Annotated in this window: 13 protein-coding genes; 8 read left to right on the forward strand and 5 right to left on the reverse strand. The window is 29.6% G+C overall.

Annotated features, from left to right (window positions below):
• Positions 1-13 precede the first annotated feature (13 nt).
• Together PBN93_RS13075 and PBN93_RS13080 are read left to right on the forward strand one after the other, a co-directional pair.
• Positions 14-1,462 carry an MBOAT family O-acyltransferase gene (locus tag PBN93_RS13075; RefSeq protein WP_271080840.1) on the forward strand — a complete coding sequence of 483 codons (1,449 nt, stop codon included), beginning with the start codon at positions 14-16 and terminating at the stop codon, positions 1,460-1,462.
• Between the two features lie 4 nt (positions 1,463-1,466).
• A complete protein-coding gene (locus PBN93_RS13080) occupies positions 1,467-2,423 on the forward strand; it encodes a hypothetical protein (protein ID WP_271080841.1) in 957 nt (318 codons plus the stop codon).
• A gap of 10 nt (positions 2,424-2,433) precedes the next feature.
• Here PBN93_RS13080 and PBN93_RS13085 read toward each other — a convergent pair whose 3' ends face one another.
• The 5 genes from PBN93_RS13085 to PBN93_RS13105 form a co-directional block, all read right to left on the reverse strand.
• Complete coding sequence (locus tag PBN93_RS13085; RefSeq protein WP_271080842.1) at positions 2,434-4,179, reverse strand: NeuD/PglB/VioB family sugar acetyltransferase; 1,746 nt, start codon at positions 4,177-4,179, stop codon at positions 2,434-2,436.
• A 27-nt stretch (positions 4,180-4,206) separates the two neighbouring features.
• Complete coding sequence (locus PBN93_RS13090; protein ID WP_077402444.1) at positions 4,207-4,809, reverse strand: sugar transferase; 603 nt, start codon at positions 4,807-4,809, stop codon at positions 4,207-4,209.
• A 6-nt stretch (positions 4,810-4,815) separates the two neighbouring features.
• Entirely contained in the window at positions 4,816-5,853 is a 1,038-nt protein-coding gene (locus PBN93_RS13095; RefSeq protein ID WP_077402447.1) for a hypothetical protein, read from the reverse strand.
• A gap of 106 nt (positions 5,854-5,959) precedes the next feature.
• On the reverse strand, positions 5,960-6,976 hold the full coding sequence (locus PBN93_RS13100) for an ATP-grasp domain-containing protein (protein WP_271080843.1): 1,017 nt from the start codon (positions 6,974-6,976) through the stop codon (positions 5,960-5,962).
• A 26-nt stretch (positions 6,977-7,002) separates the two neighbouring features.
• Positions 7,003-8,307, reverse strand: a complete 1,305-nt coding sequence (locus PBN93_RS13105; RefSeq protein WP_271080844.1) for a phenylacetate--CoA ligase family protein — start codon at positions 8,305-8,307, stop codon at positions 7,003-7,005.
• Between the two features lie 438 nt (positions 8,308-8,745).
• On the opposite strand from PBN93_RS13105, the gene PBN93_RS13110 reads away from it, so the two are divergent.
• From PBN93_RS13110 to asnB, 6 genes are all read left to right on the forward strand, one after another.
• Positions 8,746-10,722 (forward strand): hypothetical protein, encoded by a 1,977-nt coding sequence (locus tag PBN93_RS13110; protein WP_271080845.1) that lies wholly within the window; start codon positions 8,746-8,748, stop codon positions 10,720-10,722.
• Between the two features lie 257 nt (positions 10,723-10,979).
• Complete coding sequence (gene gmd / locus PBN93_RS13115) at positions 10,980-12,101, forward strand: GDP-mannose 4,6-dehydratase (protein WP_077399294.1); 1,122 nt, start codon at positions 10,980-10,982, stop codon at positions 12,099-12,101.
• A 1-nt stretch (position 12,102) separates the two neighbouring features.
• Positions 12,103-13,194, forward strand: coding sequence for a GDP-L-fucose synthase family protein (locus tag PBN93_RS13120; protein WP_077399291.1), 1,092 nt, complete (start codon positions 12,103-12,105; stop codon positions 13,192-13,194).
• Between the two features lie 48 nt (positions 13,195-13,242).
• Positions 13,243-14,568 carry a flippase gene (locus PBN93_RS13125; protein WP_271080846.1) on the forward strand — a complete coding sequence of 442 codons (1,326 nt, stop codon included), beginning with the start codon at positions 13,243-13,245 and terminating at the stop codon, positions 14,566-14,568.
• 293 nt (positions 14,569-14,861) lie between these two features.
• Positions 14,862-15,779: an O-antigen ligase family protein gene (locus PBN93_RS13130; RefSeq protein WP_271080847.1), complete on the forward strand. Its 918-nt coding sequence runs from the start codon at positions 14,862-14,864 to the stop codon at positions 15,777-15,779.
• 58 nt (positions 15,780-15,837) lie between these two features.
• Positions 15,838-17,694 carry an asparagine synthase (glutamine-hydrolyzing) gene (gene asnB / locus PBN93_RS13135; RefSeq protein ID WP_077402276.1) on the forward strand — a complete coding sequence of 619 codons (1,857 nt, stop codon included), beginning with the start codon at positions 15,838-15,840 and terminating at the stop codon, positions 17,692-17,694.
• Positions 17,695-17,960 lie beyond the last annotated feature (266 nt).

Below are 17,960 nucleotides of genomic sequence, written 5' to 3' on the forward strand. Positions count from 1 at the left end.
AAACCAAATTTTAATGCTTTTTAATTCCATAGATTTTGCTATTTTTTTGCCTATAGTATTTTTATTGTATTGGTTTGTAGTGAATAAAAATTTGAGATTACAAAACTTCTTGCTTTTAGTAGCTAGTTATGTATTTTATGGTTGGTGGGATTGGCGTTTTCTATCTTTAATAGCTTTTAGTACATTAGTTGATTACACTTTGGGTGTGTTATTAGGTAAAGAAGAAAAAGAGGGTAAACGTAAGTTATACTTATGGACAAGTATTATAATTAATTTAGGTTTCCTTGGTTTTTTTAAGTATTACAATTTCTTTGTAGAGAGCTTTGTAGATGCATTTACATTTTTTGGGCAAGAAATACAAGTTGGTACTTTAAATATTATTTTGCCTGTAGGTATTAGCTTTTATACGTTTCAGACGTTGAGTTATACTATAGATGTTTATAAACGTAATTTAGAGCCTACTAAAAAGTTTATAGCCTTTGCTGCTTTTGTTAGTTTTTTTCCGCAGCTAGTTGCTGGTCCTATAGAAAGAGCAACAAATTTATTACCTCAAATACTTAATAAACGAAAATTTAACTATTGCCAGACTAAGGATGGTTTACGATTAATGTTATGGGGATTATTTAAAAAAGTAGTAATAGCAGATTCTTTATCCCCAATTGTAAATGATATTTTTGCTAACTATAGTACATTGTCTTCACCAGTGTTATTAATGGGAGCTATTTTTTTTGCTTTTCAAATTTATGGTGATTTTAGTGGATATTCTGATATAGCTATTGGAACATCAAAGCTATTTGGGATTGAATTAATGTCTAATTTTAAATTTCCTTATTTATCGAAGAATATAGGGGAGTTTTGGAGGCGTTGGCATATATCATTATCTACTTGGTTTAGAGATTACTTGTATATTCCTTTGGGAGGTTCAAGAGGCTCTAAATTAAAAGGTATTCGTAATGTATTTGCTATTTTTATAGTAAGCGGTTTTTGGCACGGTGCTAATTGGACATTTATAGTCTGGGGACTTTTTCATGCGTTGTTGTTTTTACCAAGCTTTTTGATGGGTACTAATAGAAGGTATGTAGGAGTTAACAAGTCTGGTTTTAATATTGTTATACTTGCCAAAAACACCTATAAAACAATAGTTACATTTATACTTGTAACCATTGGTTGGGTATTTTTTAGAGCAGAAACTATTTCTGATGCGTTTAATTACTTAAAACGTATTGTGACTGGGCTTTCAATAGGAGAATACAGTCATCCAAATGGGTATAGATTAATAGATTACGGGCTGTTATTACTATTTTTTATTGTTTATGAATACATTATAAGGGGTAAAGAACGTAATCCTATTGGTTTTAAAAATAAATATGTGAGATTGTCTGTATATATTTTACTAGTATTTTTAATGCTGTTGTTTTATGATGATGGAGTAGATAGGTCATTTATTTATTTTCAATTTTAAGAGTATGAAAAAGGTAATATTGAAAGTAGTATTATATACTATTATTTTATTGGTTTCTTTAGAAATATTGGTAAGAATTTTTCATTTACATAATGAGCGACCAGAAAGGTATTTAGATGAATATGGAGTAGAAAAATGGATTCCTAATCAAAAAGGATATTCCATTACAGGAAATAGAAGACAAAATGTAGGTGAATATAGAATTAATAATTTTGGGTTTAATTCTGTATACGATGATTATACGGTATCTAAGGATAGTATAGAGGTAGCAATTGTTGGAGATTCATTTATAGAAGGCTTCCATCAAAACTATACAAATTCTATTAGTAGAAAAATAGAGAGAGAAATACCAGAAATTAAAGTGTTAGAATTTGGTTATGCGGGTTATAATTTATCGGAAGAATTTAATTTAATCCAGTCGTACAATCATTTATTTAAAGATATTGATAAGGTTATTGTTTATATGAGGTATACTGATGATTTAACGGTAGGAGAGTATAAAGTCTCAAGCAGGTTGTCATTAAATACACCTGTTAATCGATTGCTAAAACAAAGTAAATTAATTGTTTATGCTAAGGATATAGGATTGTTTGATCCTATTAAAAATAAAATAGCATCAACAATAAACCTTATAAAAAGAGCTAAGCCCAATGATAACGTAGAGGTGAATAAGGATTCTATTTACTTAGCTAATTTTAAAAAATTGGTTAAAACTTATAACTATGATAAAGAAAAGAATGTTTTACTCTTAGATTATAGTCTTTGTTCTAAAGAGTTTTTGGAATATTTAAAAAGGAACGATTTTGAAAGTATTGACTTTAGCGCTCTTTTTCAAAACGATTCTAGACCAAAAACGTTAATTTATGATCAGCACTGGAATAATTTAGGAAGAGATATTATTGCTGACGAAATTGTTAGGTATTTAAGAAAAGAAAATTTACAAATAAAAAAAAGCCTGTAATGGGCTTTTTTTATTGTCTGTAAGCAGGGAAAAATTCAGTTAATTTTTCACGAGAATGTACTTCTAATATGTTCGAGTTATTTTTTGAGCACAAATCTTTATAAACATTTTCATTTATAATTTTTCTGCCTGTATAAAATTGGGTGTCTTCATCTTTTGGAAAAAACATCTTTTTACTTTTGTATAAAGAATCATCATCATGTTGTCCTCCTCCTAAAACGTAAAACTTTTTGTTGTTTTTTATAGCCCATTTCAGAATTTCTACTCTTAAAAAATCATTTGGTCTGTCTGAAAAATATTTAGCTCTTGTACCTCCTAAAAAGGCATACAAAGTTTTATTATTAATTATTATTAACTCAGCAGAAACCGCTGTGTCATCTATATAATCTAATGCTATAGCAAAGCTATTAGGGTTAGAGTATATAATACTTTCAAAAAATTGCTTAGGAAAATAATAAATATCTTTAGCATTATTTCTTTCCATTGTTTCAATATATATATTATGAAAATCAGAAATTATACTATCAGTAATTTCTTCTCCTCTGTATATATTAAATTTAATATTACTTTTTAACGCTCTTCTATAATTATTTCTAACTTTTTTAGAGAAAGCAGTCCAATGTTCTTCTTCACTATGTTTTACTTCTCCTTTTACATTTAATAAGCTCTTTACAAGTGTACCAGAGTAATTAATGTGGTTATCTGTTAAGCTAAATCTAACAAATTCAGATACAATACTATTATCTAAATACCATTGATCTACTAAGTTCCAGAATTTAGATAACTTATCAATATCTAAATCATTTTTAAATAGAGGACCTCCGTACCCATATGGAGTAATTACATCAAAATAAGAACTGTTTTTTATAGATCTTATATAAAAAGGCATAATAACAATAGGTTCTTCATTTTCTTCAAAAACAAAGTATCTCAATTTATCTGTTTTCGTTTCAAAATAAATAAGATATTCATAAGAGTAATATATATTATCCTGAAAGTGGTTTTTTAGTAATTTTTTATAATTTTTTATATCTTTTAAATTGTTGAAATTGCAAACACTTATTTTAAAAGGTTTATCTTCAATAACTTTGTTAGTGCTTTGTTCTTTTGTGTCCATTACTCTTAATGTTTTAGCTGGTAAACCAGCAACAATATGATTTGGGGGAACATTTTTTATAACAACTGCGCCACAACCTACTATTGTGTTTTTGCCAATGTCTGTAACACCGGTCATAATAGTGGAACTTATACCTAAAAAGGCTTTTTCATTAATAGTTATATTTGCACCTACATTTACTCCTGTAGAAATAAAAACGCCTTTTTCTAGTGATGTATGATGGGCAATTTTACTGCCCATACTTATTATTACAAAATCTTTAATTTTTGCATGTGGCATAATAATTACTCCAGGTAATAAATATATGCCTTTGCCTTGAATGCTATCTTTATCATAAATAACTGAGTTATGTATAAAGTTAGGAATTTCATATCCAAAGTCATACAATTTTTTTAAATATTTTGCCCTTATTTTATTATCTCCAATAGGACAAAAAACACAGTCTATTTTATTTTTTACATCCTTATTTAATAAGTCTTTAAAAGTTCCTAATATAGGAGTGTTATGAACTAGCTTTCCTTTGTTTTTTTTATTGTCATCATAAAACCCAACAATATTAAAGCCTTGTTCTTTTAAATAATTTAAAAATACCTCGCCATAAGATCCAGCACCAAGTATTACAGTATTTTTATTTTGCATTAGGGGAAGTTTTTTTTGAGCTTGTTATTATTTAGTGCCAGTAAAAGTTGTCATATTTAAATTTTCACTACTGTTAACACCTTCTTTAAAAAGGACTTTTTTAACTGTTAAAAATAAAATTTTAATATACAATAGGATAGATTTATTTTCTACAAACCAAACATCTAATTCAAATTTCTTTTCCCAAGATATCGCATTTCTTCCATTAACCTGAGCCCATCCTGTAATTCCAGGCTTAACATTATGTCTTTGTTTTTGAAAATCGTTGTAAAGTGGCAAGTATTGTACAAGTAATGGTCTAGGTCCAACTAAGCTCATATCTCCTTTAATTACATTAAGTAATTGTGGTATTTCGTCTAAAGAAAGTTTTCTAATAGTACTACCAAATTTAGTTACTCTTTGGTCAAAAGGTAAAAATTCACCGTTTTCGTCTTTTTTATCATTCATAGATTTAAATTTAATCACCTTAAATATCTTTTCATTTTTACCTGGTCTGGCATGATAAAAGAAAACATTTCCATTATTGGTTATAAACAGATACAGGTATACAAATATGAAGAAAGGTGATAAAATAAATAAACCTGTTATAGCAAAAATAACATCAAAAATTCTTGTTATAAAATTATACATAATCTTTTAGGGTATAGTGTTAATTGTTGTAGTTATATGTTGCATATGCTTTAGATTATATCTAAAGTCTATATGTATATTTAGGAGGTAAGACAAATCATCTCTTTCTTTATTATTTGGCCAAAGTTCTGAAGGATAAATGTCCTTTGTGATAAGAGTTTTTTTTACTTCGTTAAAATCTTCTCTGTTCTTAAACACCAATTGTAAGCCAAATGTACAATCAATTTTAGAGTTTAAAACTTTAAATTTTTTGTTTAATTTTAAATTTTTTAAAAGAAACTTTAGGTTGTCTTTTTTGTAAATTTGGTAATCTTTATTTAAAAAACGCAATATTAATTCCTCATTTTCTTTAGATAATTTTATTGGGGAATATTGTTTGTGCAAATATTGCTCAGATTGGTTTATTAGGTCTAGAAATTTACTTTTATCGTCATTTTTATTTCTAATAAAATCACTTTTTAAATGCATTGCTAACTTAATTTTTCTCCAATTTTCATAAAAGTCGAAATCTTCAATTAAATTATTCTTATAATTTTTGTTGCTATTTGGTTGCCATAAAATTCCTCCTAATGGTATAGGTAGTGTTTTACGTAAAGATGCTACACAATAGTCTGCATTACTGTTTAAGCAATTGGTACTTTGCCACCCATGGGAGTGATCTTCTATAAAAATTGCTTTAGCTTTAGATGTTGGTATATTATAATTATAAATACCCCAAAAATTGTTTAATATTACAATATCTCTTGGGTTAGAAAAAGTGTTTAAATCTAAATTCTCAGCATTAGAAAAAGGATCTATTTCGTAAAAGTAGATATTAGAGTAACATTTTTTTAGCCAGCTAGTAACATGTTGACAATAGTAATTAGGCAACCAAATTTTAGAAATATCCTTAGTTAATTTTATTTCGTCAATAATAAATTTTATAGCGTGCCTTCCAGTATAAAACAGTTTAAATTTTGGAATAAATTCATTTAAATTAAAATCTACAAGATCATCAGCGTTTACCTGATGAAAAAAAGAACCAATACCAGCTTTATTATTCATTAAACACCCTAGTTTTAGAAATCAAAAATAGTTAAAAAAAATTCCTGATTTTAATATGCTTTAAGCATATAGATGTATGGTACTTTTATATAGATTAACGAACTTCTTATACCTTTAAGAGCTTATCACACTTTGCAAAAGTTATGTTTTCTTTATAGTTATTAAATTTATTAACGTTGGTGTTATTTTTAATCCACTCTATATAAATAGCAGCTGTGTTAATACCTGCTTCATGAGAAAAAGGGTATCCGCCTCCAAACCTTGGATTTAGTTCTAAAACATATATGATATTATCTTTAATAAAAATGTCGCAGTCTAAATTGCCAATATGACCTAAGTTGTTCGATATTGTTTCTCCTACTTTATTTATTTCGTGGTTAATTACAGATTTTGCCTTATCGGTTTCTCCAGATCGCATAGCAATTTTTTCTCTAGCAAAGGTCCCATAATAGTTTCCATTAAAATCATTTAATACATCTAGCCCGTACTCAATGCCATCTATTCTTTCTTGTATTAAAATAGCTTCTTCAATATTGTTTTTGCTTACGGTATTTAGAATTGTATTTTTTAATTTTATTTTTTGAAGTTTATATACCAATTCCAACTCATCAAAATTATAAACCGTTTCAATGCCTATAGAGGCGCTTCCCCACCTTGGTTTTAAAATTAAAGGAAAGCTTAGTTTTCCAGTTTTTAAATCTTCATATGCTAATTTATAATCTATATAAGTCTTAGGTGTATGTAAGTTTGATGCTTTAAAAAAATTATAAGATTCCCATTTGTCAAAAGCTATATTAATTACTTTTTGTGATGATAGAATAACCCTAGTGCCCTGTTCTTTAAAAATGTCTAAACTTTTTGATAATATAGGAAGCTCTAGGTCATTTAAAGATATTATTGCATCAACCTTATATTTTTTACATATGGTTAATAAGGTGTTTATATAGGCGCTGTCATATATACTGGGTACAGTAACAGCAATATCTGCATCTACTAATGCAGGTGCGTTACTCTGCATGTCTGTAGCTATAATAACTCCTTTTTTATGTAAGGCTTCTTTAAAATAATTAATTAGGTAGTTTCTTCTTCCGGCACACGTAAATAAAATATTAATTTTTTCCATATAAATAAGCTCAGCTATATGTTTAATTAGGGTTTGTATAAATTAACAGATATTTTTCTTTTGCCAGATTTTAAAGACGGTATTTCTTTAACATACGCTACAGTTATCTCTGCATCCAATCCAATATCATTTTTAAATTTACTTATTAGTAGTTTTTCTTTTGTAAACTTAACATTTGTGTTAATTTTTATTTTAAACTGATATTTATCTAATTGTATAAATTGTAGTTGCTCTATTTCTGGAAAGTCATATACATATGCATGCATTGTAAATGGATTTAAAATTTCTCCATTTGTTTTATATAAGGCATCCATCCTTCTTCCTTGAATACTTTTTAGTTTTGGTATTTCATCATTATCATTTACGGAGAGTATTCCTAAGTCTCCTGTGTCGTACCTTATCATAGGAGTCGCTAAATTATATAGGTCTGTTATAACAATTCTACCTACCTTGTTAGTTTTAGCTGGTTCATCTTTCTCCAAATCTAAAACCTCTACAATATAACTTGCCCAATTAATAGTAAAAAAGGAATCGTCTTTAGTTTGTTGCGCAATAATACCATTTTCAACATTAGAGTATCTAGACACTGTATGGGATTTAAAATAATACTCCATTTTTTCTTTAACGTCATTACCAAGTCTTTCTGATATTGCTATTATAGAGGTAATGTTGCAATTTAGTGGAGCATAATTATTTTTATCTAAGTATTTACATATCGTTTCAAATCCAGATGCATAGCCTAACCAGCCTTTGTTACTTTTATCATTTTCTAAGCTTATAATCAATTTACGTAAATATTCATCATTAAGGTCGCTTACGTCTAGCTGTGTAGAGTTCTGAAGCCATGCAGTAAGTTTTGGTTTTTTATAGTAAGCAGCCCATAAACGCAAGTAAAGTAATTTTTGGCCCAATGTAAAGCCCGATAGTTTAGCGTAAAAAAGTGTATCTGCCGTATTTCTTATTTTTTTTCTCTTAGTCTGGTATATTTCAAAAGGGGAGCCAGTAGATCCGCTTGTTTTAACCTTGTTAACATTTGCATCTTCTCTGTTGCAAATGTTTATGTCTAAAAAGTTGTCTTTAATATCTTTTTTAGTAACTACAGGAAAATCTAATAATGAGTTATAATTTTTATATTTTTTGTAATAGTTGGTATTATTAACGGTTAAATTTAAAAGTTTATTTAACTGTGGTTTTTGCTTGTTAATTAGGGTAGAATAGCTTTCAATTTTGTGGTAATCTTCAATCTCTTTTAAGTCTTTCTTTATAGGACTACCTTTAAAAAAATCTAATGTCCAAAAGGCATAATTTCTTATCTGTTCTAATAAATTCATAATAAAAACTAAAGAGTTATTTTTTAAATAATAGAATAGCTTTTTTAGGCTAATTATAGTTACACAATTAAATGTGATTGCAAGTAAAACATTTTTTTGTTAATAAAATTGCTTTTCTTTTTAAATGATTTTTTGGTCATTAGTAAAATTTTGTAAGAAAATAATTGTAAATATTGTAAAAAATAAAAAAAGTATAGATGAAATAATCCAAATGTTGGTTTAACTACGTACTTTAATCGAATATTTGTTAATTAATTACAATAATTAAGTTTTTAAACGTTAGTAGTTTAAATAGATTATAAAAGTGTAATGTTATAAAAAAGTTATTTTAAATGTATTTTACCGATTATTTATGCTTTTCATCTGTTTTTTTAAAATTGATAACCTACTTTTACGCCCTAAAAAATAATACAAACGTTTTCCCAAAAACTTACTATTATGCAGTTAATTAAATTTACAAGCAAGTTTATGCTTTTTTTACTATTTATGTGCTTTATATCTTGTTCTCAAGATTCAGACTTGTTAACAGACCTAGTATTAGAAGAAAAAGAAGAAATTATAGAACCAAGTGATCCTGTAACGGGTTCTGATGAAGATCCATATAAGGATAAGGATTTTAGTAACCCTAATAAAATAGTGGGTACTTATTATCCAACTTCGCAAGCAGATATTACAAATGCCGATAATGCCAATAAAAAAGCAATTATTACAAATTCTTTTACGTGTAACAATTGTACGTTTGCTGCTAACCAAACTATAGAGCCTGCTGGTGGTGTAATTACAGGTCAAAATATTAACCTAAACAATGCGTACGTAGAAAATACCTATAAACAAGCCTTTTCAGCCTCTACCAGTTTTACTCAAGTATATGATAAATCTAGATTAAGTATAGAGGTTTTTGGGGCTATTTCTGGAGACGGAATAGACGATTCTGATGCTATTGATGCTACTATTAATAATATAGAAATAGCAAATGCAAGTCCAAAAGGTTCTTATATTAAAAATAAACCATCTACATACAAAAGAGAAGGTAATTTTGACTGGAATTTAAACGGAGCAAAAATAGAAACTACTAGCAATTCTAATTTTAGAATAAATACGTTTGATGTAGATTATATTTTTACATTTTACAATTTAAATCCAAGATTTTATAATGGTGAGTTTGATGGTACAGATACTTACGGGAGGTTAATTTGGTTAAGAGGACAACAAAGTTTTTATTTTGCAGATTTAAACGTACATAATTACCATTCTACATCTAACGCCAGAGGTATAGCATTTAGAGTTAATATGCTCCCACAATCTAAAGGATTTTATAAAGGTGAGTTTTACCGTAATACCATAAATAATATAAGTTCAGCTTCTGACGGTATTGCTAATAATGTTAATGGATTAAGTAAAGGTATTTTACTTGGCTTGTATGAAGATGGAGATGCTGACGTGTTTTTAGAGGGTAACACAATTACAAATATTATTGGTGATGATGCAGAGTGCTTGTACATAGCTCCTCATGGTTCTGCTACTATGGATAATAATGTAAATTTTTATTTAACTAATGAGACATATAAATATGCAAAACGGAGACAAGTTAAAATAACGGTTAGTAATGTGCATATTAGAGATTCTTATTTTGAGGCTCCTGGTGTAGAACAAGATTTTAACGGGCAAGCAGCAGTTATAATAGGCGTTTTTAGTACCAAAAAAGGACAAACCAACAAAAATTTTGAGTTAATAAATTCAGATTTAATATCAAATAACATTCCTACTATGGGAGCTATTGCTGTTACCGAATTGGAAGACGCAAAAATTATTGGGAATAGAATTACCTTTAGTGATGTGTCTAATTATCCTGGTTTAACTTTAGGTTCTGGTACTACTGGTTACTATGGTGTATTAATCAATAACACAATTAAAGAGAATGTGTTTACCAATTGTGGTGTTGAAATAGCTCGTATTTTTGATCCTAAAGAGGGGCCAGTGGTTATTGAAGATTGTATATTTAATTACAAGTGGGGTGGTAATAATCCTGGTAATTATGTAGGTGCTTTGCGTTATTCATCTAGCTCTAATGCTACAGTTACAGGATCCGTAACGCTACAAAATAGTACGATAAACTATAGTGCAAGTAATATTTTTAATTTATTTAGTGGTGTTGTGGTAAGTATTGTGTCTAGCGTAGAAAATTTAACAATAGATAATGTTACCGTGAATTATAAAGGTTTATCTGGTGTTGGACAAACATTTGGGTATATAGGATCAAAAAATAGTTCTAATTTTGGAAATACCAATACCATTACAAATTGTACCATAAATGGAGCGCTGGCAACAGGCGCAATAAAGGTAACTGGCTCTAATAAAACAGTTAAAATAAACAATAGTAAAGACGGTTCTGGATTGCCGATTACAGTGTTTTAAAAGTTATTAAAATTAATTCCTTAAAAAGAGGTTTAAGTATTGTACTTAAACCTCTTTTTATTTATTCTTTATTTTGAGTTAACTTATCTAATTAATGATACCTTTTGTAGATTAATACAAGTAAATACAATAAAATACCTGACATTTGTATGTGTGTAAGTTTACGCGTACAAATGTTATCTTTGCGTGTATATTACAGTAATAATAATTTGCAAAACATATAATTAAACACAACTATAAACGAATACACCATAACTATGTCAGAAAAGAAAGTAGCTTTAATAACAGGAGTGACAGGCCAAGATGGCGCATATTTAAGTGAATTTTTATTAAAAAAGGGATATGAAGTACACGGTTTAAAAAGAAGATCTTCTTTATTTAACACAGATAGGATAGACCATTTATACCAAGATCCTCATATAGAAGATAGGAATTTTATTCTGCATTATGGAGACATGACGGACAGTACAAACCTAATAAGGTTAATACAAGAGATACAACCAGATGAGATATACAACTTGGCAGCAATGAGTCACGTACACGTATCTTTTGAAGTACCAGAGTATACAGCTAACGCAGATGGTATAGGAACCTTACGTATATTAGACGCAGTTCGTATGTTGGGTTTATCAAATAAAACAAGAATTTATCAAGCCTCAACTTCAGAGTTGTATGGTAAAGTTCAAGAAGTTCCACAATCAGAGACTACTCCTTTTTATCCAAGAAGCCCTTATGCAGTTGCCAAAATGTATGCATATTGGATAACAGTAAACTACAGAGAGGCATACAATATGTATGCATGTAATGGTATTTTATTTAATCATGAATCTCCTATCCGAGGAGAAACATTTGTAACACGTAAAATAACCAGAGCAACGGCAAAAATAGCGTTAGGACTACAAGATAAATTTTATTTAGGAAATTTAGATGCCGAGCGAGATTGGGGCCATGCTAAAGACTATGTTCGAATGATGTGGATGATATTACAGGCAGACGAAGCAGAAGACTGGGTTATAGCAACTGGTAAAACTACAAAAGTTAGAGAGTTTGTAAAAATGAGTTTTGCGGAAGCTGGCATAGAGTTAGAGTTTAAAGGGACTGGTGTAGACGAAAAAGCTTATGTTGTAAAATGTAATAATCCAAAATACCAATTAGAGATAGGTAAAGAGGTATTAGCAGTAGATCCAAAATATTTTAGACCAACAGAGGTAGACTTATTAATAGGTGACCCAACCAAGGCAAAAACAAAATTAGGATGGACCGTAGAGTATGATCTTCCAGATTTAGTAAAAGATATGGTGCAGAGTGATTTAAAGTTAATGCAAAAAGAGCAGTATTTAAAAGACGGTGGTTACCGCATTTTAAACTACTTTGAATAGTATGGATAAGAGTTCAAAAATATATATAGCGGGTCATAGAGGTCTTGTAGGTAGTGCCATAGTTAAAAATTTAAAGAGTAAGGGATATCATAATTTAGTAGTTAAAACTCATAAAGAGTTAGATTTAACTAATACAGAAGCAGTATCTCATTTTTTTAAGGTAGAGCAACCTAAGTACGTATTTTTAGCAGCAGCTAAAGTAGGAGGTATAGTGGCTAATAATACGTACAGAGCAGATTTTATTTATGAAAATCTAATGATTCAAAACAATGTAATTCATGAGTCCTACAAACATAAGGTAGAGAAGTTGTTGTTTTTGGGTAGCACATGTATTTATCCAAAAAACTGTGCGCAACCTATGAAAGAGGACTACCTATTAACAGACACATTAGAATACACAAATGAGCCATATGCAATAGCCAAGATAGCAGGTATAAAAATGTGTGAAAGTTATAACCTACAGTACGGTACTAACTTTATTTCTGTAATGCCAACAAATTTATATGGTCCTAATGATAATTTTGATTTAGAAAAGTCACACGTTTTACCAGCATTAATTAGAAAAGTAGCCTTAGGTAAAGCATTAGAAGAGAAAAACTGGGATTATATCAGTTCAGACCTAAACAAGTTACCAATAAAAGGTATAAACGGATCTGCCTCTAAGGAAGAAATAGAACAAGTTTTATCAGACTTTGGAGTTGTATTGAACCAATCTAAAGCTAGTGTAGAGATTTGGGGAACCGGCAAGCCTAAACGAGAATTTTTATGGTCAGAAGATATGGCAGATGCCTGTGTGTATATTATGGAGGAAAGGGATTTTGGAGATGTAGTAAAGGACATTAAAGAGGTAAGAAACACTCACATAAATATAGGAACTGGTGAAGACGTTAGCATAGCTCAGTTAGCCCAATTAATTGCAAAAACAGTGGGTTATAAGGGAGAGTTTGTTTTTAATACAAGTAAACCCGATGGAACAATGAAAAAACTAACAGATGTTACCAAACTTAATAATTTAGGTTGGAAACATAAGGTTAATTTAGAGGAGGGTATTGGAATGATTTATAATTGGTATACAGCAACAAATACAGATTAGTTTATTGTAATTGAGTTTTTTTAAAAACAAATAAGTTATACTAATTGTATGATTCAAAAGATTAAAAGTGTAGTACTACAAGGTGGTTTTTTAAGGTACTTAAAAAATACGTCATGGCTAATGGGAGAAAAAGTTGCTCGTATGCTTGTGGCGTTAACTGTAGGGGTTTGGGTAGCACGCTATTTAGGTCCAAATCAGTTTGGTATTCTAAGTTATGCCCAAAGTTTTGTAGGGCTTTTTACCGCATTTTCTACACTAGGGCTTAATGATATAATTATTAGAGAATTAATAAAAAACAAACAAGACAAAAATAGTATTTTAGGAACATCATTTTGGTTGCAAATAATGGGGTCTTGCTTTATTATGTTGTGCTTGTTAATTGCAGTATTTATTAATAAAAATGACGAATTAACAAATAAAATCATTTTAATTTTAGGGGGAGTTACATTTATAAATAGTTTTGGTGTAATTAGCTCTTACTTTTATAGCAATGTTACTAGTAAAAATATAGTAATACCTAGTTTTATAGGCTTATTGCTCTCTGCTGCTTTTAAAATATTTTTTATACTCAATAACTATAGCTTAATTTATTTTGTATACGTCCTAGTTTTTGATGTGTTTTTTTTGATGATGGGACAAGTGTATTTGTATTATCAACAGGGTAATACAATAGTTACATGGTCTTTCTCATGGGACAAAGCCAAAAATTTACTGTTAGATGCTTGGCCGTTAATACTTAGTGCTATAGTTATCTCTATTTATATGAAAATAGATCAAGTAATGATTAAGGAGTTTTTAAATGCAGAAGCTGTAGGGCAATATTCCGCGGCAGTTCGTTTAAGTGAGGCGTGGTATTTTATTCCTATGATTATTTGTAGTTCTTTATTCCCGGCTATACTTAATGCCAAAAAAGTAAATGAGCAATTGTATTTATCTAGATTACAAAATTTATTTAATTTAATGGTTGTATTGGGGTTAGTGGTTGTTGTACCTGTATTATTACTTAGTGATTGGGGGATAGCACTGTTGTACGGTAAAGCTTATGAATTGTCCGCGGCTGTTTTAAAAATACACATTTGGGCGGGTGTTTTTGTGTTTTTGGGTGTTGCCAACCAAAAATGGTTTATTAGTGAAAATTTACAGAAATATAATATTTTATGCTTGGCACTGGGTATGTTAACAAATGTACTTTTAAATATAGTGTTTATACCCAAATATGGTGTTTTAGGAGCTGCTTATGCAACATTATTAGCACAAGCAATAGCATCGCTGGTAGCACCAGTATTGTTTAAAAAAACACGAGTAACTTTTTATATGATGGTTAAGGCGTTGTTTTTTATACCTTTAATAAAAAAAAGTATTAAGCGTAGTTAGTTATGAAAAAAATTTATGCTTATTGTAACACATTAGGTTTTTTTAATATGCTTTTTTTGTTGGGCGCGCTACTCAATGTATTAAATTTAGGGTACTTATTTGCATATGGTTGTGTTGGGCTAATTTTTTTTAAAAATCAATTCTTAAGGCAAGCTATTGATCGTAACTTTTTGTTGTTAACATTTTTTTCTGTTACTTATAGCTTATTTTATGCATTAAACCCTTGGAAAGGGTTGCAGTTTGTGGTAATCTATGCTTGTACACCACCAGTTTTTTATTTATGGGGGAAATACATGGCTACAATTGCAAAAAATAAATTAACCTTATTTTATGTTTTAATTGCAGTAACTTTTTTGTACTCATTGCCCGCAATGGTATCTGTAGTTTTAAATATACTTGAGGGAGGATTTGGTCAGCTCGATAGAAATTTACCAATGTTTTGGGGGGGGGAACCTGTAAATGCAACCCAAATGGCGGCTCTGTTTATTTTTAATATGTGCATCCCCGCATTATTATTTTCAGCATATAAGGCTATACCTAAGTATTTACTAATTGTATTAAGTGTTGTTTTTGTTGTGAGCTTGCTGTGTGTATTACGTCTGGGCAGTAGAACGCAATTGGCAATTTTTATGCTTTCTTTAATTATTAGTTTGGTTGTTGCAATTCCTAAACGGTCGTTTAAAGAGAACTCGGTTACATTTACGGTATTTGCCATTTTATTAGGTATAGTTGCAACACAGGTTTCTCTAGATTTAGACTCAGATATTTTAGCAACTTTTGCAAGTAGAATGGAAGATGACGGAGCTGCAGATATAGCAAGTGGTGGTGGCCGTACAAAACTTTGGATGAAATCTATAGATAATATGTTTGAAAAACCCTTTGGGTGGGATTTGGAAGAATTTGGTTACTCTCATAATTTATGGTTAGATGCTTTGAGAGTGGGAGGTTTCATTCCTTTTGTAATTCTAATACTGTACTCTTTACGCTTTATTAATTTGATTTATAATATTTTTTTTAGCAAAAAAATAGATATGTCATTTCAGATTTTATGTTTAACCTATACTTTAGGCTTTTTTTCACTATTTATGGTAGAGCCTGGTATAGATGGTACATTTACGTTGTTTATCTTGTTTTGTTTATTTGTAGGACTTGTTAGACAACATTATTTATCTGTAACAACGAGTAACACGTCTATTATAAACAATAATTAATACGTATATAAGTTAAAACCAATAACTATAATATAATATTCACTAACACCATATATATATGTGCGGAATTTTAGGCACTGTGCCTTATACATCATACGATAAATTTAAACCTGCATTAGATACATTATACCATAGAGGTCCAGATAGTTTTGGAATAGAATCTGTGGACCAAGATGTAACATTAGGTCATAGAAGGTTGTCTATATTAGATGTTTCTGAAACAGGACACCAACCTATGAAAAGTGAGAACCAAAGGTATTTAATTACTTTTAACGGTGAAATTTATAATTTTATTGAAATTAAGAGGGAGTTAGTATTAAAGGGACATTCTTTTAAATCTACCTCAGATACCGAAGTTTTATTAAAAGCATATATAGAGTGGGGAGAAGAGTGTGTACATAAATTTAATGGTATGTGGGCATTTGCAATATGGGATAAAGAAACAAAGGAGTTGTTTATGTCTAGAGATAGATATGGTAAAAAACCATTGTTTTACGCAAATGTAAACGGTCAATTTATTTTTGCTTCAGAAATGAAAGCCATTTTTCCTTTCTTTAAACAATTAGAGATTTCTGATGATTTTCATTGGATGAAAAAGAATATTTTCTTTTATGAGTCTACAGATAAGTGTTTAATTAAAGGCATACAACGTTTTCCTGCTGGTTATAGTGCAGTATATAAAGCGGGGAAGCTAAACACATATAGATATCATAATACGTTAGATCATTTAGTGCAAGTACCAAAATCTTATGATGAGCAAGTAGAGCAGTTTAGAGAATTGTTTATGGATGCTTGTAAACTGCGTATGCGATCTGATGTAACTATAGGTACTGCATTAAGTGGTGGTTTAGATAGTAGCGCAACAATATCTGCAATGGCTAATTTGGCTAAAAATAGTGGAAGTTATTCTAAAGATTGGCAGCATGCTTTTGTTGCTTCGTTTCCAGGAACTCCATTAGATGAATCGTACTACGCTAAAAAAGTAACAGAGAATTTAGGTATAGGTGCAACTTTTGTAGATATAAACCCTCTACAACATTGGGATAAATTGGAAGAATATTTTTATAAGTTTGAAGATTTATATATTACATCTCCTATACCAATGATAATGCTGTATGAGTCTGTTAAAAAAAATGGTGTAACAGTTACGTTAGATGGACATGGGGCAGATGAACTATTAAGTGGTTACCAACAAGGTAATTTAGAGGCTTTATGGGATGCTAAGTTAAGTCCGTCTAAAACAAAAGATATTTTAAATATTTACCAAGATTCTATTAATGAAGACAAAGAGCAGTACAAGAGAACTAACAGTAGTAAGTTGTATACTGACTTTATGTCTAAAAAAATTGTGAAGAAAATTTTAGGCAAAACTATGCCGTCTGTAGATAGTGCGCACCCCAATTATAAAAAACTAGACAATCATGCACAATATTTGTATGCAATGTTTCATGAAAATATATTGCCTACTTTATTGCGTAATTATGATAGGTACGCTATGATTAATAGCGTAGAAATACGTATGCCATTTATGGACCATAGAATTGTAAATTTTGTAAACTCATTACCTTATTCAAGCAAAATAGGAGGTGGTTATACTAAAAGAATAGTACGTGATGCTTTAGACCCTTATATGCCTAAGGAAGTTACGTGGAGAAAATCGAAAATTGGTTTTAGTTCTCCAATTGTAAATTGGATGCAAAACGATTTGAGTGATTGGTTTTTAAGTACAATAAATGACACTGACTTTTTACAATCTAATTTAGTGAGTAATCCAAAAGATTTACAAACCAAAATCACAAAAATTGTTAAGGGAGAAAATAATGAGTTTTCTGATGCTCAAAAATGTTGGTCAGAACTATCACCGTATATTTGGGAAAAATCAGTTTTAAGTGGGAAATCGTTCCCTAATAAGTAAAGAATGAAACAAAGGATAAAAAGACTAATATTAAATAGTGCTTTTTTAACAAGTTGCATTATGTATTTTAGGCGTATGCGTCTTAAAAAAGCCTTGGGTATTAGGTATGGGAAAAAATCATTTATTGGTTTTTCTACTATTTGTGAAGGATCAAATGGCTTTGGAGCTTATAGCTCAATTACCTCTTCATATATTGGTTATGGCTCCTATATAGCTCAGCATACTAAAATTTCTAAAACTAAAATAGGTCGATATTGCTCTATTGG

Source organism: Cellulophaga omnivescoria (genome assembly GCF_027915275.1).
In the GTDB taxonomy this organism is placed as follows: domain Bacteria; phylum Bacteroidota; class Bacteroidia; order Flavobacteriales; family Flavobacteriaceae; genus Cellulophaga; species Cellulophaga omnivescoria.

Excerpts from the sequence above, each read along its gene's own strand:
- gmd (WP_077399294.1), top strand. The coding sequence starts at position 10,980 with ATGTCAGAAAAGAAAGTAGCTTTAATAACAGGAGTGACAGGCCAAGAT.
- PBN93_RS13130 (WP_271080847.1), top strand. The coding sequence starts at position 14,862 with ATGGCTACAATTGCAAAAAATAAATTAACCTTATTTTATGTTTTAATT.
- PBN93_RS13105 (WP_271080844.1), bottom strand. The coding sequence starts at position 8,307 with ATGAATTTATTAGAACAGATAAGAAATTATGCCTTTTGGACATTAGAT.
- PBN93_RS13120 (WP_077399291.1), top strand. The coding sequence starts at position 12,103 with ATGGATAAGAGTTCAAAAATATATATAGCGGGTCATAGAGGTCTTGTA.
- PBN93_RS13110 (WP_271080845.1), top strand. The coding sequence starts at position 8,746 with ATGCAGTTAATTAAATTTACAAGCAAGTTTATGCTTTTTTTACTATTT.
- PBN93_RS13075 (WP_271080840.1), top strand. The coding sequence starts at position 14 with ATGCTTTTTAATTCCATAGATTTTGCTATTTTTTTGCCTATAGTATTT.
- PBN93_RS13125 (WP_271080846.1), top strand. The coding sequence starts at position 13,243 with ATGATTCAAAAGATTAAAAGTGTAGTACTACAAGGTGGTTTTTTAAGG.
- PBN93_RS13080 (WP_271080841.1), top strand. The coding sequence starts at position 1,467 with ATGAAAAAGGTAATATTGAAAGTAGTATTATATACTATTATTTTATTG.
- PBN93_RS13095 (WP_077402447.1), bottom strand. The coding sequence starts at position 5,853 with ATGAATAATAAAGCTGGTATTGGTTCTTTTTTTCATCAGGTAAACGCT.
- PBN93_RS13100 (WP_271080843.1), bottom strand. The coding sequence starts at position 6,976 with ATGGAAAAAATTAATATTTTATTTACGTGTGCCGGAAGAAGAAACTAC.
- asnB (WP_077402276.1), top strand. The coding sequence starts at position 15,838 with ATGTGCGGAATTTTAGGCACTGTGCCTTATACATCATACGATAAATTT.
- PBN93_RS13090 (WP_077402444.1), bottom strand. The coding sequence starts at position 4,809 with ATGTATAATTTTATAACAAGAATTTTTGATGTTATTTTTGCTATAACA.
- PBN93_RS13085 (WP_271080842.1), bottom strand. The coding sequence starts at position 4,179 with ATGCAAAATAAAAATACTGTAATACTTGGTGCTGGATCTTATGGCGAG.